The 18377-nt window shown below is 68.9% G+C and carries 13 protein-coding genes; 4 read left to right on the top strand and 9 right to left on the bottom strand.

Annotation, left to right across the window (positions count from 1 at the left end):
- Positions 1–126 precede the first annotated feature (126 nt).
- Positions 127–1836, top strand: a complete 1710-nt coding sequence (locus RZR99_RS06240; RefSeq protein WP_323118871.1) for a hybrid sensor histidine kinase/response regulator — start codon at positions 127–129, stop codon at positions 1834–1836.
- 261 nt (positions 1837–2097) lie between these two features.
- On the opposite strand, the gene RZR99_RS06235 is transcribed toward RZR99_RS06240, so the two are convergent.
- Positions 2098–2508: an amidohydrolase family protein gene (locus RZR99_RS06235; RefSeq protein WP_323118870.1), complete on the bottom strand. Its 411-nt coding sequence runs from the start codon at positions 2506–2508 to the stop codon at positions 2098–2100.
- A gap of 171 nt (positions 2509–2679) precedes the next feature.
- Positions 2680–3144, bottom strand: a complete 465-nt coding sequence (locus RZR99_RS06230) for a cupin domain-containing protein (protein WP_323118869.1) — start codon at positions 3142–3144, stop codon at positions 2680–2682.
- Between the two features lie 1146 nt (positions 3145–4290).
- On the opposite strand from RZR99_RS06230, the gene RZR99_RS06225 reads away from it, so the two are divergent.
- The gene (locus RZR99_RS06225; RefSeq protein ID WP_323118868.1) at positions 4291–9528 is read left to right on the top strand and encodes an ESPR-type extended signal peptide-containing protein; all 5238 of its coding nucleotides are present in this window, start codon (positions 4291–4293) and stop codon (positions 9526–9528) included.
- Positions 9529–9631: 103 nt separating this feature from the next.
- Here RZR99_RS06225 and RZR99_RS06220 read toward each other — a convergent pair whose 3' ends face one another.
- The 7 genes from RZR99_RS06220 to RZR99_RS06190 form a co-directional block, all read right to left on the bottom strand.
- Positions 9632–10255, bottom strand: coding sequence for a phospholipase D family nuclease (locus tag RZR99_RS06220; RefSeq protein ID WP_323118867.1), 624 nt, complete (start codon positions 10253–10255; stop codon positions 9632–9634).
- A gap of 524 nt (positions 10256–10779) precedes the next feature.
- Positions 10780–10977 (bottom strand): CsbD family protein, encoded by a 198-nt coding sequence (locus RZR99_RS06215; RefSeq protein ID WP_323118866.1) that lies wholly within the window; start codon positions 10975–10977, stop codon positions 10780–10782.
- A 96-nt stretch (positions 10978–11073) separates the two neighbouring features.
- Complete coding sequence (locus tag RZR99_RS06210; RefSeq protein WP_323118865.1) at positions 11074–11427, bottom strand: BON domain-containing protein; 354 nt, start codon at positions 11425–11427, stop codon at positions 11074–11076.
- A 46-nt stretch (positions 11428–11473) separates the two neighbouring features.
- Entirely contained in the window at positions 11474–11641 is a 168-nt protein-coding gene (locus tag RZR99_RS06205; protein WP_323118864.1) for a hypothetical protein, read from the bottom strand.
- 296 nt (positions 11642–11937) lie between these two features.
- Complete coding sequence (locus RZR99_RS06200; RefSeq protein WP_323118863.1) at positions 11938–13047, bottom strand: class II histone deacetylase; 1110 nt, start codon at positions 13045–13047, stop codon at positions 11938–11940.
- Positions 13048–13077: 30 nt separating this feature from the next.
- On the bottom strand, positions 13078–14268 hold the full coding sequence (locus RZR99_RS06195) for an MFS transporter (protein WP_323118862.1): 1191 nt from the start codon (positions 14266–14268) through the stop codon (positions 13078–13080).
- A 38-nt stretch (positions 14269–14306) separates the two neighbouring features.
- On the bottom strand, positions 14307–15362 hold the full coding sequence (locus RZR99_RS06190) for a porin (protein WP_323118861.1): 1056 nt from the start codon (positions 15360–15362) through the stop codon (positions 14307–14309).
- A gap of 292 nt (positions 15363–15654) precedes the next feature.
- Here RZR99_RS06190 and RZR99_RS06185 point away from each other — a divergent pair, with 292 nt between their 5' ends.
- Both RZR99_RS06185 and RZR99_RS06180 read left to right on the top strand, forming a co-directional pair.
- Positions 15655–16797: a helix-turn-helix transcriptional regulator gene (locus tag RZR99_RS06185; protein WP_323118860.1), complete on the top strand. Its 1143-nt coding sequence runs from the start codon at positions 15655–15657 to the stop codon at positions 16795–16797.
- 225 nt (positions 16798–17022) lie between these two features.
- A complete protein-coding gene (locus RZR99_RS06180; protein ID WP_323118859.1) occupies positions 17023–18015 on the top strand; it encodes a 2-dehydropantoate 2-reductase in 993 nt (330 codons plus the stop codon).
- Positions 18016–18377 lie beyond the last annotated feature (362 nt).

Below are 18377 nucleotides of genomic sequence, written 5' to 3'. Positions count from 1 at the left end.
GCGGCGCTGCGGCCGCGTATCGGCCGCACTGGCCCTTGACGCAGCATCGTGCCAGACGGGGATTGCCATGCGGGCGCGAATCGCCTAGATTTTCGATTTCCGCCGCAACGCCCGAGGAGCCCACGCATGACGCGCGCCGACGCATCGCCCGAAGCATCGGCCTCGACGTCGCCGGCCGTGCCGTTCGACCTTGCCGCCGACGTGATAGCGCGATGGCAGCGTCTCGTCGACCTGATGGCGGAACTCGTCGGCGTGCCGGCCGGACTGATCATGCGCCAAGTCGGGAGCGACATCCAGGTGCTGGTGTCGAGCCGGACAGAAGGCAATCCTTACTATCCGGGCGAGTCGGCGGAATTGCCGGGCTCCGGGCTCTATTGCGAAGCCGTGATCGCGAGCGGTCGCTCGCTGGTCGTACCGGACGCACGAGAGTCGGAGCGCTGGCGGGACAATCCGGACATCCGCGTGAACATGGTCTCGTACCTCGGGCTGCCGATCCGCTGGCCCGACAACACGACGTTCGGCACCATCTGCGTGCTCGACTGCAAGGAGAATGCTTACTCCGAGCGGTACGTCCGGCTGGTGGAGGCGTTTCGCGACCAGATCGAGATCCAGCTCCAACTGATCCGCGCGCAACGGATCGCCGAGCAACAACGCCAGCAGGCCGCGCAGCTAGCCGAGCGTTTCCGGCAACAGAAGGATCTCGCCACGGAGGCCGTGCAGGTCAAATCGCATTTTCTCGCGACCGCGAGCCATGATCTCCGTCAGCCCGTTCACGCTCTGAGCCTGTTTGTCGGCGCATTGCGGCACGTGCCGATGTCCGCCGACGGCGCGTTGCTCGTCGAACGCATCGACCAGTCCGTCAACGCGATGGACGAGCTGTTTACCGCGATCCTCGACATCTCGCGCCTGGACGCGGGTGTCGTGCCAGTGCATCGCCGGCCCTTTGCCATCGGCGCAGTGCTGGAGCGCGTGTGTCGCGACGTCGTCGGGGATGCGCATGCGAAAGGGCTGCAACTGTCGTATGTGCCCAGCGACGTGGTGGTCGACTCCGATCCGCTGCTGGTCGAGCGCATCGTGCGCAACCTGCTGTCGAATGCGGTGCGCTATACCGACGCGGGGCGCATCGTCGTCGGCTGCAGGCGCACGCTCACGCACGTGCGCCTGCAAGTCATCGACACGGGGCGTGGCATTCCGGCCGACCAGCAGAGCCGCGTGTTCGACGACTACTACCAGTTGAGCCATCGTGACCACGGGTACGAACAGGGTGTGGGTCTCGGACTCGCGATCGTGCGACGTCTCGCGGGGCTGCTCGATTGTCCGCTCACGCTGCGCTCCACGCCTGGCCAGGGTTCGTGTTTCGAACTCAGGCTGGCGAGGGTGGCCGAGGCCGCTCAGCCGCCCGCTGCCGCGCCCGACGAGATGACCGTCGATGAAACGGGGGCGGCGGCGCACCTCGTGGTCGTGATCGACGATGAGGGGGCGATCCGCGCTGGGATGTCGATGCTGCTGGCGCGATGGGGCTACGGGGTCGTCGCGGCCTCGTCGGCCGACGAGGCGATCGCGCTCCTCGCGTCGCGCGGCGTCTGCCCGACACTGCTGATCTGCGATCTGCACCTGCATGGCGACGAGAACGGGATCAATGCGATCGCACTGCTTCGCGACGAGTACAACGCGGCGATTCCCGCGATGCTGATCACGGGTGACACCACCGCGCGCCGGCCCGGCCCGTCGCGGCGCGGCGGGTTCGTGCTGCTGCACAAGCCGGTGCCGAGCGACAAGCTGCGTTCGGCGATTGCACGCATCCTGAATACGCAGAGGAGGAAGCCGGGGGAGTAAGTCGGGGCGGGATAGCCGCCGGTACGTTCGTCCGCGACGATATCGTATCGGCTGACGGGCACTGCCATTCGAGTCGGGATCGGGAGTCCGAGGTCTATCTGCAGGGAACGTGCGCCGCGATTCGGCGATACCTCTTGTGCGGAGCACTTGCGCGACCGAGGAGGGTCTCGAGGAACGCATCGAACCCGATACCGTCAGCCCGGCCAGGCTTTACCTTCCAGTTGCAGTCGGCATGCGGTCCAGCATTGCCTGGTCGTGCGATCAATCGCGTACGTGTTTGACGAGTATCGCGGTTTCCGTCGAAGGCGATCGCGGATCGCCGGTTTCCGAAACGAGCGATCGGCGCGCCGCGCCGCGCGGCGGCGGCAAACGGACTTGCTCAACCGTGGCATGCCCTCGATGCGATGGGAACGCTCGCATCGAGGGGGCCTCGTGACGAAGCGTGACGGTTGACTGGGTTGCGCTTCCTGACGCAGCGTAGACCCTGTGTCCACTGACCCACGTTTCCATGACCGGGATATCGCGCAGTCGATAAGGATTCCCGGCGTTCCCTTCAAGGGGATCTTCCTCGAGGATCACGAGGTCCGCCTGTTTTCCTTCCTTCGAGGAGCCGATCGGGTCGTCCAGATGGCATTGCCAGGCCGCGTCGATGGTAACGGCGCGCTCAGGCATTCCGCCTCATTCAGCACGCGTTGTTCCGCATTGGCTTCCATGACGCGCGACATGGCCTGGTCCATGTACCGCAACGGCCCCAGCGGAGAGACGAAGTGATCGCGATGCAAACCGACGCGAAGGCCCTCGCGCAGTGCCGATTTGCATCGATCGAGCTTCCGCGAGCGTTCTTCACCCAGATCCGGAATATGGCGTGCCGTCCTTATGCACGAACCGGCCGTCGGTGCTGGCGCTCATCATGTCGATGTCGGAGCAGGTGATGACGTCCTCGACCGATCGGGTGCCGACTTCCAAATACACCGCCATCGCGTTCGACCGGTTGATCATGTGATGGCCATTGCCGGAATTTTTCGGAAACGCCGCGCAATCGCCGGCGCGAAGCCGGGTTTCGCCGCCGTCTTCGATCAACGTCAGTTCGCCTGCGAGGACATAGACGAACTCGTCTTCCGCCGAATGCCAGTGGCGCTGGCTAGACCAGCTGCCCGGCGGCAGCTGCATCAGGTTGATTCCGACATCGGCGAGGCCGCCGGCGTTGCCCAGCCGCTGTCGTATGCGCTCGGCACAGGGGGCCGCGAACGGCAGCGGATAACCGGTGCCTTTGTGTTCAGGCACGGTGGAGAGGTCGAGCTTGGGCATGCGGGGCTCCGTGCTTCGATATCGGCCAACCGGCCGGGGACAAGAGCGTGCGGACGATTGTCCGGCAATGAAGGCCACATGCCAATGCGTGACGGATGAAGGGACGAAAAGCGCCCGTCATGTCGTCAGCCCGGCGGCGGCGCAGAGTCCTCGGTACGCCGCCGGCTGCGCGTGCTCCCGACAACGCGCGATCTCATCGGGCTCAACGCGCCGATCCTCCGCGTTCAACGTTCAGCAGGGTTTGGGTTAGGTTGACGTAATGTTTCCGTCCTGAAAATTGCTCCTTGGAGCGGATTGGATACGGCTCAGAACGCAATGAAACCAAATGTGGACGGCGAGGCACTTGGCCTGCGCGACCGAATAATAGAATCGTTGCCGATAGCGGAGAGATCTTGGGTAGCACGGAAAACCCGGGATCACGGAGGTGGAGTCCTCTCGATTGACCGCGCGGTTTGACGCGGCTTTCAGATGCCGGGGATAGATGAAAGGCAAGAGGTTCGGGAACGGGTGAACGTGATTATCGTTCCCGGGCCAATCAGCGTGGATGTCGCGAAACGCGCCGAGGCGGAGGGTGTTGCGCTGACCGCTCTCATCGGCGAATCGCTCGCTTAGCGCGGGGCCGATTCCCAGCGTCTTTGTCGCCGTGCTTCCGGTATGACAACGGCCGACCTTTCGTCGGCGATTCGGCTCCATGTTCGGCGCCGCGATACGTCGGCCGTGCGCGACCTGCGCATGTGTGCGGTCTCGACAAATGAACGGCGATCGTTCGCCGCCGATCGAGCCGGTGGCGCCGTGGGCGCGACGATCGGGCACGCCCGGTGTCATTCGGCGTGTGTCGGCTCGGCAAGGGGGGCCGACAGTTGAAAAATATTCAGGGCAGTTTTCACGCGCTCGATGTTTGAGCCTGGCTAGCCTCAACTCAGACAGCCATGACGAAACGCTCTTTCAAATGAGTCGCAGAACTAAATGATTGGTCATTTGACAGTCAAAGCCGATGGCTGTGCATGGCTATTCCGATGGCGCTCCGTTGCGAGTCTGGACTGGGGCGGCCTCGATCCGGATAGAGGGCGCGTTGCGGGCACCACGTTTGTCCGCCGGCGGCCTTCGTAAGACGTCGGGAGGACGTGGCGCATCGATGAAGCGTGCATGAACGGGACGGCGGGACGGTCGCATCCGATGCCGAATCGGTTTTTCTTGAAAGTTGCACTGGCACGAACTCACACCAGAAAAGGGAAGTGTATGAATCGCATTTACAGCGTGGTCCGAAATCATCGGCGGGGTGTGCTGCAGGTTGCATCGGAGTTGGCTCGTTCTCCGAAAGTGGGCGGCGCGTCATGCGCGGCCGCCCCCTCTGGTTCGGGGCGGCACCACGCATGGGTGTTGGCCGTGACGGCCGCGTGCTGGGGGCTCGTCGCCGGCGCGCCGGCGTCCGTGTCGGCGCAGACGATCCAGGCTACGTCCGGACGAAGCGGCATGGACGGCACGGCCACGGCGGGCGGACTAGGCGGAGCGGGCAGCAATCCCGGCGTGAATGACGGCGGCGCGGGATCGATCGTGAACGGACCGCCGGCCACCGCGGGAGCGGGCGGCAACCTGGCCAACCTGGGCGTGGGCGGCGGCGGTGGCGGCGGCGCCGCGAGCGGCAGCCTGGCGGGCGGAGGAGGAGGTGGCGGCGGCGGCCTGGGCGCGACCGCCGCGGCGACCGTGACGTACAGCCAGGGCGTGTCGGGCGGCAACGGCGGCAACGGCGGGTATGGCGGGGCTGTCGTGGGCAACGGTTACGCGGGGGACGGCGGCGGCGGCGGCGGCGGTGCCGGCGTGCTGATCCAGGCCGGCGGCGCGGTGACGAATGCCGGCGGGATCCAGGGCGGGATCGGCGGACCCGGCGAGGCGACGGGTTACTCCAACGACGGCAGCGGCGCGGGAGGCGGAGGCGGCGCGGGCGTGCTCGCGCTCAGCGGATCCAGCTTCACGAATCTGTCGAACGAGTCGACCCAGGGCGGCTACGGCGGCGCCGGGTACCTGGGCGGAAACGGCGGCGCGGGCGTGGCCGGAACCGGGTTCGCTTTCAACAATTCGGGGGGTGTCTACGGCAGCTACGGCGGTGCCGGCATCACGGTGGGCGGAGTGGGCGGGACCGGCGGCAACGGAGGGGACGGCGCCGATCTGGGCACCAACACGACCGCCGTCAACAACTCCCAGGGCAAGATCGCCGGCGGCGGTTCCGGCTCGGGTTTCACGCAGGGCGTCGGCGGCGATGGCGTTACGCTGGGCAGCGGCACGACGCTGACCAATAACGGCGAAATCGACGGTGGCGACGGAACCTTCTGCCTGTCGGCCTGCACGGCCGCCGCCGGCGGCAACGGTGCCGTGCTGTCCGGCAACGCCGCGCTCGTCAATGCAGTCGTCGCCCACGGCAACGTGTCCACCTATCCCGGCACGATTACCGGCGGCGCCGGCGGGATCGGTTGGGCGGCGGGGGGCGCGGGCGGAATCGGCGTTCAGTTGCTCGGCAACGGCAGCAGCGTGACCAACAGCAACGGAGCGGCGATCGCGGGCGGTGCCGGGGGCGGCGGCTCGGACGTCAACGACGTAGGCGGCGTGGGCGGCGCGGGCGTCGATGTGCGCAGCGGCGCTACCGTGACGAACAGCGCCGGCGCAACCATCACGGGCGGCAACGGTGGCAATGGCAGTACCACCGGCGGCACGGGCGGCGCGGGCGCACTGCTGGCTTCGGGGGCGACCTTGAACAACGGCGCCGTCGTCGCAGGCGGCTGGGGCGGGCCGGGCAATGCGGGCGTCGGGCCGGGGCAGGACACGACCGGCGGCACGGGCGGCACGGGCGGCGTGGGCGTGGCCCTCGGCAACGGCGCGACGCTGACCAATAGCGGGGCGAGCGCCTCCATCAGCGGCGGCAGAGCCGGCGCGAGCGGGTCGGGCGGCATCGGTGGCGCAGGCGGAACCGGCGTCGACATGGCGGCCAACTCGACGTTCTCGAACGGGGCGGCCGTCAACGGCGGAGCGGGTGGCCAGGGCAGCGTGAACGGCACCACGGCGGGCGGCGCCGGCGGCACCGGCGTTGCGCTGGCGAGCGGGGCGAGTCTCGCCAACAGCGGGGCGATCGCGGGCGGGAGCGGAGGACTGGACTATACGCAGAACGGCGCCACGGGCGGTAATGGCGGAGCGGGCGGCGTGGGCGTCACGCTGGCAAGCGGCGCGAGCGCGACCAGTTCGGCCGGCGCGAGCATCCAGGGCGGCGCGGGGGGCGGAGGCGGCGCGGGCGGCGGCTATATCGGCGCGGGCGGAGCGGGCGGTGCCGGGGTGTCGCTCGCGAGCGGCGCGTCGTTCACCAACAGCGCGTCCATCCTGGGCGGCAGCGGCGGCGAATCATCGTATGCGTCCGGCACGCGTGCCGTGGGCGGCACGGGCGGTGCCGGCATCACGCTGACGGGCAGCGCCGTGCTTGCCAACAGCGGCGCTGCCGCGAAGATCGTCGGCGGCGCGGGCGGCGATGATGGCAACGGCGGGTCGAGCGGCGTGGGGGGCGTCGGCGTATCGCTCGCGAGCGGGGCGAGCGTCACCAACGGGAGCGGCGCGACCATCAGCGGCGGTGCCGGCGTCAATACCCGGGCGCTGGGGCAGCCGGGCGGCCTTGCCGGGGTCGGCGTGGTCGGCACCGGTAACACGAGCGTGGTGAACGCAAGCCTGATCCAGGGCGGTACCCCCAGCTCCGACGCCGGCGCGCCCCAGGTCGACGCCGTCGATTTCAGCGGCGGCGGCAATACGCTGACGCTCGAGAACGGCTATCGCTTCGTCGGCAACGTCGTCAGTTCGAGCGGGACGGCCGGCGGCGGCGATACGTTGGTGCTCGGCGGCGACAGCGCCGCGAGCGGCGGCACGGGCAACGGCACGTTCAACGTGTCGCGGATCGTGACGAGCGCGCCGGCTTCATACAGCGCGTCGACCGGTTCGGTGTATTACGGCTTTACTCATTACGAGAAGGCGGGCACCAGCACCTGGACGCTCACCGGCACCGGCAATGCCGCCCAGAACTGGCAGATCGTCAACGGCGTGCTGCAGGGCGACGCCACCTCGCTTCAGGGCAACCTCGCTTTTGCGCCGGTGGCGGGCGCGAGCCCCGGCGTGGTGTTCGACCAGGGCAGCGGCAACGCCAACAGCCCGGCGAGCGCGACCTACGCGGGCGTGATCAGCGGCAACGGCAGCCTGACGAAAACCGACAACGGTACGCTGATCCTCACGGGCGAGAATACCTACAGCGGCGGCACCACGATCAGCGCGGGCACGCTGCAGGTGGGCAACGGCGGCACGGCCGGCTCGATCGTCGGCAACGTGACCGACAACGGCACGCTGGCGTTCAATCACAGCAACGCGGGGACTTTCGGCGGGAACATCTCGGGGACGGGCGCCGTGGTGATCAGCGGCGCCGGCAACACGACGCTCACGGGCACCAATACGTACAGCGGCGGCACGACCGTCAACACCGGCGTGCTGCAGCTCGGCAACGGCGGCACGACCGGCTCGATCGTCGGCAATGTGGTCGACAACAGCCAGCTCGTCTTCAACCGGAGCGACGATCTCAGCCTCGGCGCGAACATTTCCGGCATCGGCTCGATGCTGAAGAGCGGCGCGAACACGCTGATCCTGAACGGCACGTACACATATACCGGCGGCACGACGGTCGGCGCGGGCACGCTCGAGATCGGCGACAGTGCGCACGCGTCGGCGTCGCTCGCGGGCGACGTCGACGTGCAGAGCGGCGCGACGCTGCGCGGACACGGCAGCATCGGCGGCAATGTGATCGACGACGGCACGGTCTGGCCCGGCGGCTCGGTGGGCGTGCTGACCGTCAACGGCAACTACACGCAGAACGCCGGCGGCGCGCTGCAGATCGATGTGACGCCGACCCAGGCATCGCAGCTTGCGGTGGGGGAGACGGCGCAGCTCGGCGGCGCGTTGAACCTGATCTACGCGCCGGGCACCTACTCGTCGATCACGTTTGCGCTGGTGCAGGCCAAGGCGGTCAACGGAACCTTCGCGACGACCAGCTCGACGGGGAACGTGCCGGCGAGTCTGAATCCGCACGTCACCTATAACGCGACGCAGGCCGACCTCGTGCTGGGCGCGGGTAGTGGGACGGGCACTGGCACTGGCACTGGCACTGGCACTGGCACTGGCACTGGCACTGGCACCGGCACCGGCACCGGCACCGGCACCGGCACTGGCACTGGAACAGGCACTGGCACTGGAACAGGCACTGGAACAGGCACTGGAACAGGCACCGGAACAGGCACCGGAACAGGCACGAGTACCAGTACGGGCTCCGGCAACGGCACGGGTTCGGGCTCCGGTTCAGGGGGAGCGACTTCGACGCGTGTCGCACCGCCCGACGGCAGTCTCTTCGCCAACCGCATGCGCGTGGTGAACCTGGTGGGGCAGCAAAGCCTGACGACGGTGCTGAATGCGGCGCTGACCAGTGCGAACACCCTCTGCGGAACCGAAACGCGCATGGCGCAGAATCAGAACAGGGATCGATCCACTTGCCAGACCGGCATATGGGTTCAGGCAACGGGCTCGGATGTATCGATCAGCGGCGCCAACGGCATCGACGCGCACAGCTACGGCGTACTGGGCGGCATCGATCACGCGATTGCGGGGACGGGGGCGCATCTCGGCGTGGAAGCCGGCTTGAACCGGATCAACAGCAGCGATTCGCTGGGCGGCGGCGGACCGACCGACAACGCGCATATCGGCTTGTACGGTTTTTCGGACATCGGGCCGCTCGTGTTGTCCGGGACCGTCGATTTCATGCACAGCAGCTTCACGATCAACCGGCCGACCGGAATCGGCAACGCATCGAGCGGCCCCGACGGCAACACGGTCGGCATGGCGTTGCAGGCGGCGCTGCCGCTGCGGGCCGCGCAATGGGATGTCACGCCGCGCGTCGGCGTGCTGTACCAGCATCAGCGCCTCGACGGCTTCGGCGAATCCGTCGCGAGCGCCAATCCGCTGGCGCCGGCGTTCGGAGTGGAAGGCCTGCACAGCACGTATACGACGCTGCAGCCCTATGCCGAAGTGTCGCTGTCGCATGCGTTCCAGATGCGCGGCGTGACCTATGTGCCGAGCCTGGATCTGGGTTATCGCTACAACACGCACAGCGGCACCCCGACGGTAACCGTCCAGGCCCAGGATGGGACGCTGTTCGCGTTGCCCGCCGCTTCGGTCGGGCGCGGCATGGCGACGGCCGGCGCGAGCCTGACGGCGCAGGTGGCCGGCTCGATGAGCGTGTCCGTCAGCTATCAGGGGTTGTTCGCGAGCCACCTGCACGACAACGCCTTGACGCTGGGCTTGACGAAGCGATTCTGATGCGATGCCCGGATGCGGCGGCGGCACGGCGTCCATCGGATCGGACGCATGGACCGAGACCGGGCGCGTCCGGTGCGCCGCCGCCGCATCGTCCGCCGATGCGTCAGTAGCTGGACCGGTAGTTTGTCCCCTGGTCGTAGCGGTTCTGCCAATGCTGCAGATACTGCGACGCCAGCGCCGGGTTGTTCCAGACGACCAGCACGTTTTCCGAGTTTCTCGACGCGGCGGAGGCCGAGTAATTGAACGAGCCGGTCTCGACGTGGCGTCCGTCGACGACGATGTACTTGTCGTGATGGATCGCATAGCGGCTGATGGTGCGGGTCGGCACCTTCGCGTTGACCAGCAGGTTGAGCGCCTGCTTCGACGACTTCGAGCGGTTGCCGTCGTTGTCGACCACCACGGCGAGGTCGACGCCGCGCCGATGCGCATCGAGCAGCGCGCGCACGACTTTCGGCGATGTGAACGAGTAGCCGGCGAGCCGGATCGATGCGCGCGCCGAGCCGATCACTTTCAGGACCAGCGCCTCGGCGCCGCCGTCCGGCGAGAACGCCGCTTCGATGACCTGACCGGCGGGCGCCTCGCGCGCCGTCGACGGCAGCAGGCGGGAAATGAAATCGAACACCTCGTTGAGCAGCGAATCGCCGCTCGAGCGGGCGGTCGCGAGCGAGGGCGCGGACAACAGGGCGACGGTGAGACACGCGGCAGTCAGCCGGTTACGCAACAGCATGTGGTTCGGATGGGTCTGAAAACGGACGAGGCGTGAGTGTAATGGCAATGACGCTATTTTTCGCCTGTTCATGCGTGTCGCGGCAGGCGGTGCGCGCGCGTTTCGCCGGGAAGGAATGACGGGGTAGGCGTGGGTTGCGGCGAGGCCGGACGGGCTGCGTGATGGCGTCGTCGAACGAGTGCGCGGCGCGCGGTCATCGCCGTGCGGCGCATGTCCGGCGTGTCGGTCCGTGTGCATGCGCGGTGAAGGATGCCGATGCGATGCGGCGAAGAGGGGGGGCGCGTGCCGGTCGGAGTACGGCGAGGCGTCGTCATGACGACGCGGCCGCGCGGCCGGGCGCCGCGCATGCTCACCGGCCGCGAGCCTGAGTGGCCGATTCGCCGCTCACAGAAAATGCGCGAAGCAATAGATGATGACGAGCACGCCGATGGGCACGCCCAGCAGCCATGCGAAGAGGTATTTGCCCATGAAGGATCCTCGGCGGGCGGCGGGGCGACGCGGAGTGCGCCGTCCCGCCGCATGGGTCAGAGCGATGTGTCGAAGTCCTTCAGCTGCCGCTCGGCTTCGTCGCGGGCGATGCCGTAGCGCTCCTGGATCTTGCCCGCGAGATACTCGCGATTTCCTTCGGCGACCGCGAGGTCGTCATCGGTCAGCTTGCCCCATTTGGCCTTCAACTTACCGCTCAACTGTTTCCATTGTCCCTTGATCTTGTCTTCGTTCATGGTGTGCTCCCGGTTGGGTCGGATGGGTGGATTGCCGGGCGACGGCGGGGCGCGAGGCGCTGCCGCCGCCGCCCGGCACTTGAGGCTGGATGAGTGTCAGGCCCGGGCCTTGAGGTCCGCGGCGTCGACCTTCTTCACCCCTTTCACGACGCGGGTCACGGCGATCGCCTTCTTCACCGCGACCTTGGTCGGCAAGACGCCCGTGAGCGTGACGGTTCCGTCGACGGTCTTCACGTCGATATCGAGGCTTTTCACGCCGTCGGTGGTGGCGAGCTGGCTCTTCACCTTGGTGGTGATCCACGTATCGGTCACCGGCTGATTCGATTCGACGGCGGCGCCGTCGCCGGATGCGTCGGGGGTTTGTGCCTGCGCGCCGGTCAGGCCGGCCGTGCCGAGCAGGAACGCGGCGCTGACGGCGAGCAGCGACGAGATGGATCGGGTTCGGGTCATGACAACCTCCTTGGTTCGAGTGGAACGGGGCGAGTCCGGGGCGAGCTCAATGCATGCGCGGCCGGTCGGCTTCCGGCTGGCCCGGCGGCTGCGGCGTGCCGGGCGGCGCGGGCCGGGGTTGCCCGGGCAATTGCTTGCCCGGCGGCGCCGGCGGATCGTCGGCCGGCGGGGGTGGTTCGATCGGGGTCGGGTCGGGCGTCTGATGCAGGTTCATCGGCTACCTCCGTGTCGGGATGCGGTGAATCTCGATACAGGACCAGAATAAGGATCGAGCGGACGCGCCGACAGAGACAATTGCATCGGGTCTTCTAGTGCGTTTGCCCCGGGCGACGGGGGCGTCCTGGTCGCCCGGCCGGATGAAGGGGGAGGGGAGGGGGACTGTCCGCCCCGGAGGGGCGGCAGATGAGCGGGGCCCGGCGACGCCATCGACGGCGCATTGGGCATGCCGACGAGACAGGGCCGCGGCGGCCCGCATCGACACGCTGTGTCGACCGGGAGTGCCGCGTCGCGCTAGTAACCGAAGCTCGACGCCAGCTCGTCGATCAATTGCCGCTGGAACGTGATGAAGCGCTCGCCCGGCTGCTGCGCGATCGCGAGGTCGAGCATCGGGTCGACGACGTCCGTGCGCGCGCCCGCCAGCGTCTCGACGATCGCATGGCCGCAGAACGGCACGTACGCTTCCGAGTAGCCGCCTTCGTGCACGATCGCGAGCCGCCCGCCGCAGTGCCGCTGCGCGGCGTCCTTGACGGTCCGGGTCAGAGACCGATAGCTCTCGCTGTGGAGCTGCATCCGCGCGCGCGGATCGACGGCGTTCGCGTCGAGCCCGCTCGCGACCACGATCAGTTCCGGCCTGAAGCGTTCGAGCGCGGGCAGCACGATTCGCTCGAACGCGTAGCGGTACGCATCGTCTCCGCTGCCGGCGAGCAGCGGAACGTTGAGGTTCGCGCCGAGGCCCGCGCCCGCGCCGCGTTCGTCGGCGCCGCTGTAGCCGGGCGGGAAGCAGCGATCCTGATGCAGCGAGAGGGTCAGCGTGTTCGGATCGTCGTAGTAGATCGCCTGGGTGCCGTTGCCGTGATGCACGTCCCAGTCGATCACCGCGACGCGTTCGATGCCGTGGCGCGCGCGGGCGGCCTCGATCGCGATCGGAATGTTCGCGAGCAGGCAGAAGCCCATCGGCCGGTCGCGCAGGCAGTGATGGCCCGGCGGCCGCGACAGCGAGAACGCATTCGCGGTGCGCTCGCTCAGGACCGCGTCGAGCGCGGCGAGCGCCAGTCCGGCCGACAGCGCGGCGATCTCGTAGCTGCCCGCGCCGAACGGCGCGAGATCGCCGAGATCGCCGCCGCCCGCGTCGCTCAGGCGTTTGAACTCGCTCAGGTAGTGCGCGGGATGGATCCGTCTCAGGTCGGCCTCGGTCGCGGCCGGCGCGCTGCGCAGATCGAGCTGCGCAGCGAGCCCGGATGCCTGCACGAGCGCCAGCAGCCGGCGCTTCGAGTCGGGCGACTCGGCGTACCCGGCGCCCGACGTCGGCTGTACCCAGCCGCCGACCGGGAAGAACAGCGCGTGCGAGCCGCCCGTGTGCCAGAAGGTGCGTTCGTCGGTGAAGAAGGAAGTGTGGGGCATGGCGATGAACCGGTTGATGGAGGAAGGGGGTCAGGCCGCGCGCCGCTCGATACGCAGCAGTGCCGCCAGCGACATGAGCGACACGGTTGCCGCCGTCACGAACAGCAGCGGCATCGTGCCGCCGGCATCGAGCGCGACGCCGGCAATCAGCGGCCCGGCGGCCAGACCCGCGCCGATCACGAAATTGAGCGTCGCGATCAGCCGGCCCGACGGGTCGATCCGCGCGACGCCGGCGAGCATGAACGGCAGCACGAAGGTCCATGCGAACTTGAAGCCGAAGATCGCGGCGGCGTAGCCTGCCGCGCGCGGCTGCACGGCCAGCGCGCCGAGCGACGCGACGAGCAGCGCGTAGCCGGCGTACAGCACCGTTCGCCGCGCGATCCGGCCGCCGAGATACGACGCGAGCGATGCGCCCGCGATTCCCATCAGGCTCGCGACGGCCAACACGGTGCCGCCGGTCTGCGTGTCGAGGCCCGCGTCGGCCCCCGCCTTGCTCGCGAACGTCCACACGCTGCCGATCGACAGATAGAAGGTGAGCACGCCGCCGATCGCGAGCGCGACGCCGCCGCGCGGCGCCGCCGGCGCGAGGCGGCTGCGTGCGGCCGCTGCGAGCGTGGCGGGCGCGGCGGCGAAGCCGCGGCAGAGCGGCGCCGCGCACAGCGCGAGCCCGGCGAGCGCCACGTAGAGCGCGCGCAGTCCGACCGCCTGGAACAGGTGAGGGAGCACGAACAGGCCGGCGGCGCCCGCGATCAGTTGGCCGACGACCCACAGCCCGTAGACGCGGTCGCGGTTCTCGCTCGTCGCGGCGCTCGTCATGCACAGCACCATCAGCGTGCCGCCGCTGAGCGCGGTGACCGCTCGCAGCGCAAGCAGCGGCGCGAAGCTCGGCATCGACACGGCGGTCGCGAGATTGCCCGCGCCGAACAGCGCGATCGCGCACCAGGCGACGCGGCGCGCGTCGACGCGTCCGAGCCACCAGTACGATGGCAGCGTCGCCAGGCTGAATGCACCCAGTTCGACGAAGAAGTAGGTGCCGATCTGCGTGGCGGACAGCCCGAGTTGCGCGCCGAGCTGCGCGGCGACGGCGGGGGCGACGAGCAGCAGCAGCGGCGTGATCGCGGCGAACGCGACGAGCGCGGCGAGCGTCGCGCCGGTGAAGCGGGCGGGGCTCGGCCGCGCATCGGAAGGCGCGGACGGCGCGTCTTGCAGCAGGGTTTTCATGGACGGGATCTCTTGGGCGGAGGAAAGGCGGACGCGGCTCAGAACACGTGATACATGCCGAGCATCGCGCCGAACTGAGAGGCGCCGTTGAGCGGCGCCGGGTCGTACTCGTAGACGGTTTGCGCGCTTTGGCCGTGATTTTTCGCGTACCCGAGGTTCAGGTAGGCGACGGTGGTTTTCGAGAGCGAGCAGGTCGTGCTCGCGATGAACAGCGTCGGGTGGCCGACGCCCGGCGTTCGCGAATCGGTGTGATAGACGCCGCCCGCGAATCCGAGCGCGCCGCTCGTCTGATAGCGGGCGCCGCCCCAGACGACGGTCTTGGCCGGATCGAGATCGCCCGTCACGCGTTCGACGCCGCCATACACGATCAGCGGCAGCGGCGAGAACGCGTAGCGCGTGGCGAGCGTGCCGATCTCGCGGCGCCGCGCGGCCGAGTCGACGCCGCTCGCGGCCGAGCCGTGCGACTGGTGCAGCACGGCACTGGCCGACCAGCCGTTGCTGCTGAACTGGCCGCCGAGTTCGAGCACGCGTCCCGCTCGCGAATTGCCGGCGACGCCGCCCGTGGCCGCGAGCGCCTCGACGTCGAATCCTGCGAGCGTCGCGGACTGGAATTTGACCGAGTGGTCGATGAAGTTCGCCGCCTGCGGCACGAGGACGCCTTGGCCGCTGTACGCCGCGTACCAAAGCGGGTCGTAGAACAGGGTCTTGTCGAACAGCGTGCTGAACTGGCGGCCCAGCGTGACGGTGCCGGCGGGGCCGCCGATGCCGACGTATGCGCCCCGGAAGAACGCGTAGCCCGGCACGGTCGCGGTGCCGTCGTTCAGGTTGATGCCCTGTTCGAGCTTGAACAGCGCGCGCCAGCCGCCGCCGAGATCCTCGTTGCCCTTCAGGCCGACCTGCGACGGGAGGATGCCGTAGTTCTGCAACTGCCATGCGCTGCGCTGGCCGTCGGCGTGCGACAGGTACTGGACGCCGGCGTCGGCGACGCCGTATAGCGTCAACGTCGACTGCGCGTGCGCGGTGCAATGCAGTGCGGCGAGCAGCGCGAATGCCGCGAGCGTGAGGTGCGGCCGGCGGGTTGAGGGAGAGTCCATGGCGTCGTTGCTCCGAACCTTGGCGGAAAGGGATGGACGCAGTGTCGGCAGTGACGGCGGCGCGCGGAAGACGTACAGATGGCGGGTGCGGAAAACCCGAACCGGGCGCAGCAACGGCGGGCGCCGTCGTCATCCCGGGGTTGCGGCGGTGCGGCATGCCCGGATCCCGTTCAAATGGATGGGGTCCGGGGGCGTTCCCGGCGCAGCGGTTTTCAAAAAAATCGGCCGCTATAATCGATCGCCGGTCGATGTGCGCGAAGCCTGTCGCGCCGGGCGGGCTAAGGGGCGGTTAGTGAGGATTACCACGGATATCCGGCAGGACATCGACGCGCTCCACAATGCGCCGGCGGCCGTCGTGCTCGACGAAGCCGCGTGGCCGCCCGATGCCGCGCGGCGGCGCGACTTCGCCGGGCTGGCGCCGGCCGACGAGGGGTCGCCGCGCGCGCTGAGTCTCGCGCTGCTCGATCTGTACGCGGTGGCGGGCAGCGCGTCGATCGGCGAGTTCGAATGCCGGTTCTTCCAGCTGCTGTCCGCCTTCCTGCCGTTCGATGCGGCGTGGACGGGCGTCGCGAGCCACACGCCGGCCGGCCCGGTGATGCACAACAGCTACCTGTACAGGCTGCCGCATGCGTTCTTCGCCGACTGGAAGCGGGTGCGCGCGTGCGATCCGCTCGCGCATCGGACCGCGCACGGCGCCTACGGCCAGGCCGCTGTCCTGTCGGTCGTCGAGCCCGGGCTCGACGCGCGGTTTCGCGACTGGTGCGTCCGGTACGGTCTTGCGCATCTGATGTGCGTATGCACGCTCGACCATCGCTTCGGGCTCACGACCTTCCTCTCGATCTACCGGCAATCCCTCAACCGTCCGTTTACCGAGGACGAGGCGCGGCGCTACGAGGACATCATTCCGCATCTCTCCGCCGCGCTGACCCTCAACCGCGCCGCGCAACTGGGCCGTCTGCGCAGCGCGGCGTCATCGTCGTCGCTGCGCGCGCTGTGCGACAACTTCGGCGTGCTGCATCACGCGGATACGGGGTTCGACGCGGTGCTGCGCGTCGAATGGCCGGACTGGACCGGGCCGCGTCTGCCCGCGCCGCTCGTCGAGCATGTCCGGCGCGGCGGCGCGCAGCCGTACGCGGGCGAGCTGCTGCGCGTGTCGTGCCTGCCGGTGGCGGGACTCTTCCAACTGGAGGCGCGGCCCCGGTCGCTGCTCGACCGCCTCAGTCCGCGCGAGCTGGCCGCGATCCGCTACTACGGCGAAGGACGGTCGCACAAGGAAGTGGCGCAGCGGATGGAGATTTCGCCGGCGACGGTGCGTCATTATCTGCGCTGCGCGTACCGCAAGCTCGGCATGCACGACAAGAGCCAGATTTCGGGCGTGCTCGGCGCTCCGGAGCCGAGCACGCACGGCGCTGGTCCGCCCGAGGGAGAGGCTTAGCGCGCGTCGGCTGTCGGAGCGAACCGAGCGAACCGAGCGAACCGAGCGAACCGAGCGAACCGAGCGAACCGAGCGAACCGAGCGAACCGAGCGACACGCGGCCAGCCTGGGTGTTCCGCTGAGGACGAGGGCCGGATCGGTGCCCGCGCATCGCCTCTTACTGGTTGTGCCCGCAACCATTTGGCTCTATGCTCGTCGGCACGATCAAACGAGGAGACGCATCTCATGGATGCAACGACACCCGCGCGCGTTGCCGTGGTCGGCATCGGTGCGATCGGCGGCCTGTTCGCCGCCGCGCTGGCGCGAGCCGGCTGGGACGTGAGCGCGCTGGCGCGCGGCGCGACGCTCGAGGCGATCCGCGCGGAGGGGCTGCGCGTGATCGACGAGCACGGCGCGGAGACCCGCGTACCGATCGCCGTCAGTGCCGAGGCGCGCGAGCTGGGTCCGCAGGATTACGTGGTGGTCGCATTGAAGGCGCAGGCGCTGCCGGCGATGGCCGTCAGCCTTGCGCCGCTGGTCGGGCCGGAGACGGTCGTGGTGGCCGCGATGAACGGTTTGCCGTGGTGGTTCCTGCACGGCTTCGCCGGTCCGCTCCAGGATGTCTCGCTCGAATCGGTCGATCCGGCCGGCGGCGTATCGGCGGCGCTGCCGCCGGCGCGCTCGATCGGCTGCGTGGTCCACCTGTCGTCGACGACCGCTGCGCCGGGCGTGGTACGGCGCGGACGCGGCAACCGCCTGATCGTCGGCGCGCCGGGCGCGGCGTTGGCCGGGCCCGCCGAGCGGCTGGCCGCTGCGCTTGCCGCGGGCGGCTTCGAGGTCGACGTCACGGCGGACATCCGCACCGAGATCTGGGTGAAGCTCTGGGGCAACATGAACATGAATCCGCTGAGCGCGCTGACCGGCTCCACCGCGGACCGTCTGCTCGACGATCCGGATACGCACGCACTGGCGCTGCGGATGATGGAGGAGGCCGATGCGATCGGCGCCCGGCTCGGTCTGTCGACGGGGATGAGCGGGCCGGAGCGCATCGCCGTGACGCGCCGGCTCGGCGCGTTCAAGACCTCGATGCTGCAGGATCTCGAGGCGGGGCGGCCGCTCGAGATCGGGCCGATCCTGGGGGTGTTTCCGGAGTTGGGCCGCCAGCTTGGCGTGCCGACACCGTACTGCGACGCGGTGTCGGGATTGCTGCGACAGCGCGCGGCCAACAGCGGTTTGTGACGCGCGGCCAAGCCGCGCGGGGGTCGGGCGGTTGTTCGAGATGATTCCGACCCCGTGTGCGTTTCCGGGCTGCGCCGCGAGACCGACGAACGGAGGCCGCTGCGTGTAGGGCTTGCGGCGCAGCCTCGGCCAACAGCGGACGGTGTGCGCGGCCATGGCGTGTGGATCGGCGCGTGGGCAGGCTACCCGTCGAAAGGGCGGCTATTCGAGATCGCATCGATCCGTCGAGTCGCGTATTGCCGGCCGGATCGGACCGCCGCACGCGCCGCGGCGCTGCCGTACTCGCGTGTTACCGGGGCTAAGGCAGCCAAGCTCACGACCGACGGCGGCTCGTGATATGCGATGGGGGCGGGCAGGCGGAC

Origin of the sequence: Burkholderia alba (assembly GCF_034721475.1) — a bacterium.
Classification (GTDB): Bacteria; Pseudomonadota; Gammaproteobacteria; order Burkholderiales; family Burkholderiaceae; genus Burkholderia; species Burkholderia alba.
Note: the sequence above shows the minus strand (reverse complement) of the source record. Positions and strands in the feature narration are given on the sequence as shown.

Excerpts from the sequence above, each read along its gene's own strand:
- RZR99_RS06215 (WP_323118866.1), bottom strand. The coding sequence starts at position 10,977 with ATGAACGAAGACAAGATCAAGGGACAATGGAAACAGTTGAGCGGTAAG.
- RZR99_RS06210 (WP_323118865.1), bottom strand. The coding sequence starts at position 11,427 with ATGACCCGAACCCGATCCATCTCGTCGCTGCTCGCCGTCAGCGCCGCG.
- RZR99_RS06205 (WP_323118864.1), bottom strand. The coding sequence starts at position 11,641 with ATGAACCTGCATCAGACGCCCGACCCGACCCCGATCGAACCACCCCCG.
- RZR99_RS06200 (WP_323118863.1), bottom strand. The coding sequence starts at position 13,047 with ATGCCCCACACTTCCTTCTTCACCGACGAACGCACCTTCTGGCACACG.
- RZR99_RS06195 (WP_323118862.1), bottom strand. The coding sequence starts at position 14,268 with ATGAAAACCCTGCTGCAAGACGCGCCGTCCGCGCCTTCCGATGCGCGG.
- RZR99_RS06190 (WP_323118861.1), bottom strand. The coding sequence starts at position 15,362 with ATGGACTCTCCCTCAACCCGCCGGCCGCACCTCACGCTCGCGGCATTC.
- RZR99_RS06220 (WP_323118867.1), bottom strand. The coding sequence starts at position 10,255 with ATGCTGTTGCGTAACCGGCTGACTGCCGCGTGTCTCACCGTCGCCCTG.
- RZR99_RS06225 (WP_323118868.1), top strand. The coding sequence starts at position 4,291 with ATGAACGGGACGGCGGGACGGTCGCATCCGATGCCGAATCGGTTTTTC.
- RZR99_RS06240 (WP_323118871.1), top strand. The coding sequence starts at position 127 with ATGACGCGCGCCGACGCATCGCCCGAAGCATCGGCCTCGACGTCGCCG.
- RZR99_RS06180 (WP_323118859.1), top strand. The coding sequence starts at position 17,023 with ATGGATGCAACGACACCCGCGCGCGTTGCCGTGGTCGGCATCGGTGCG.
- RZR99_RS06235 (WP_323118870.1), bottom strand. The coding sequence starts at position 2,508 with ATGCCTGAGCGCGCCGTTACCATCGACGCGGCCTGGCAATGCCATCTG.
- RZR99_RS06230 (WP_323118869.1), bottom strand. The coding sequence starts at position 3,144 with ATGCCCAAGCTCGACCTCTCCACCGTGCCTGAACACAAAGGCACCGGT.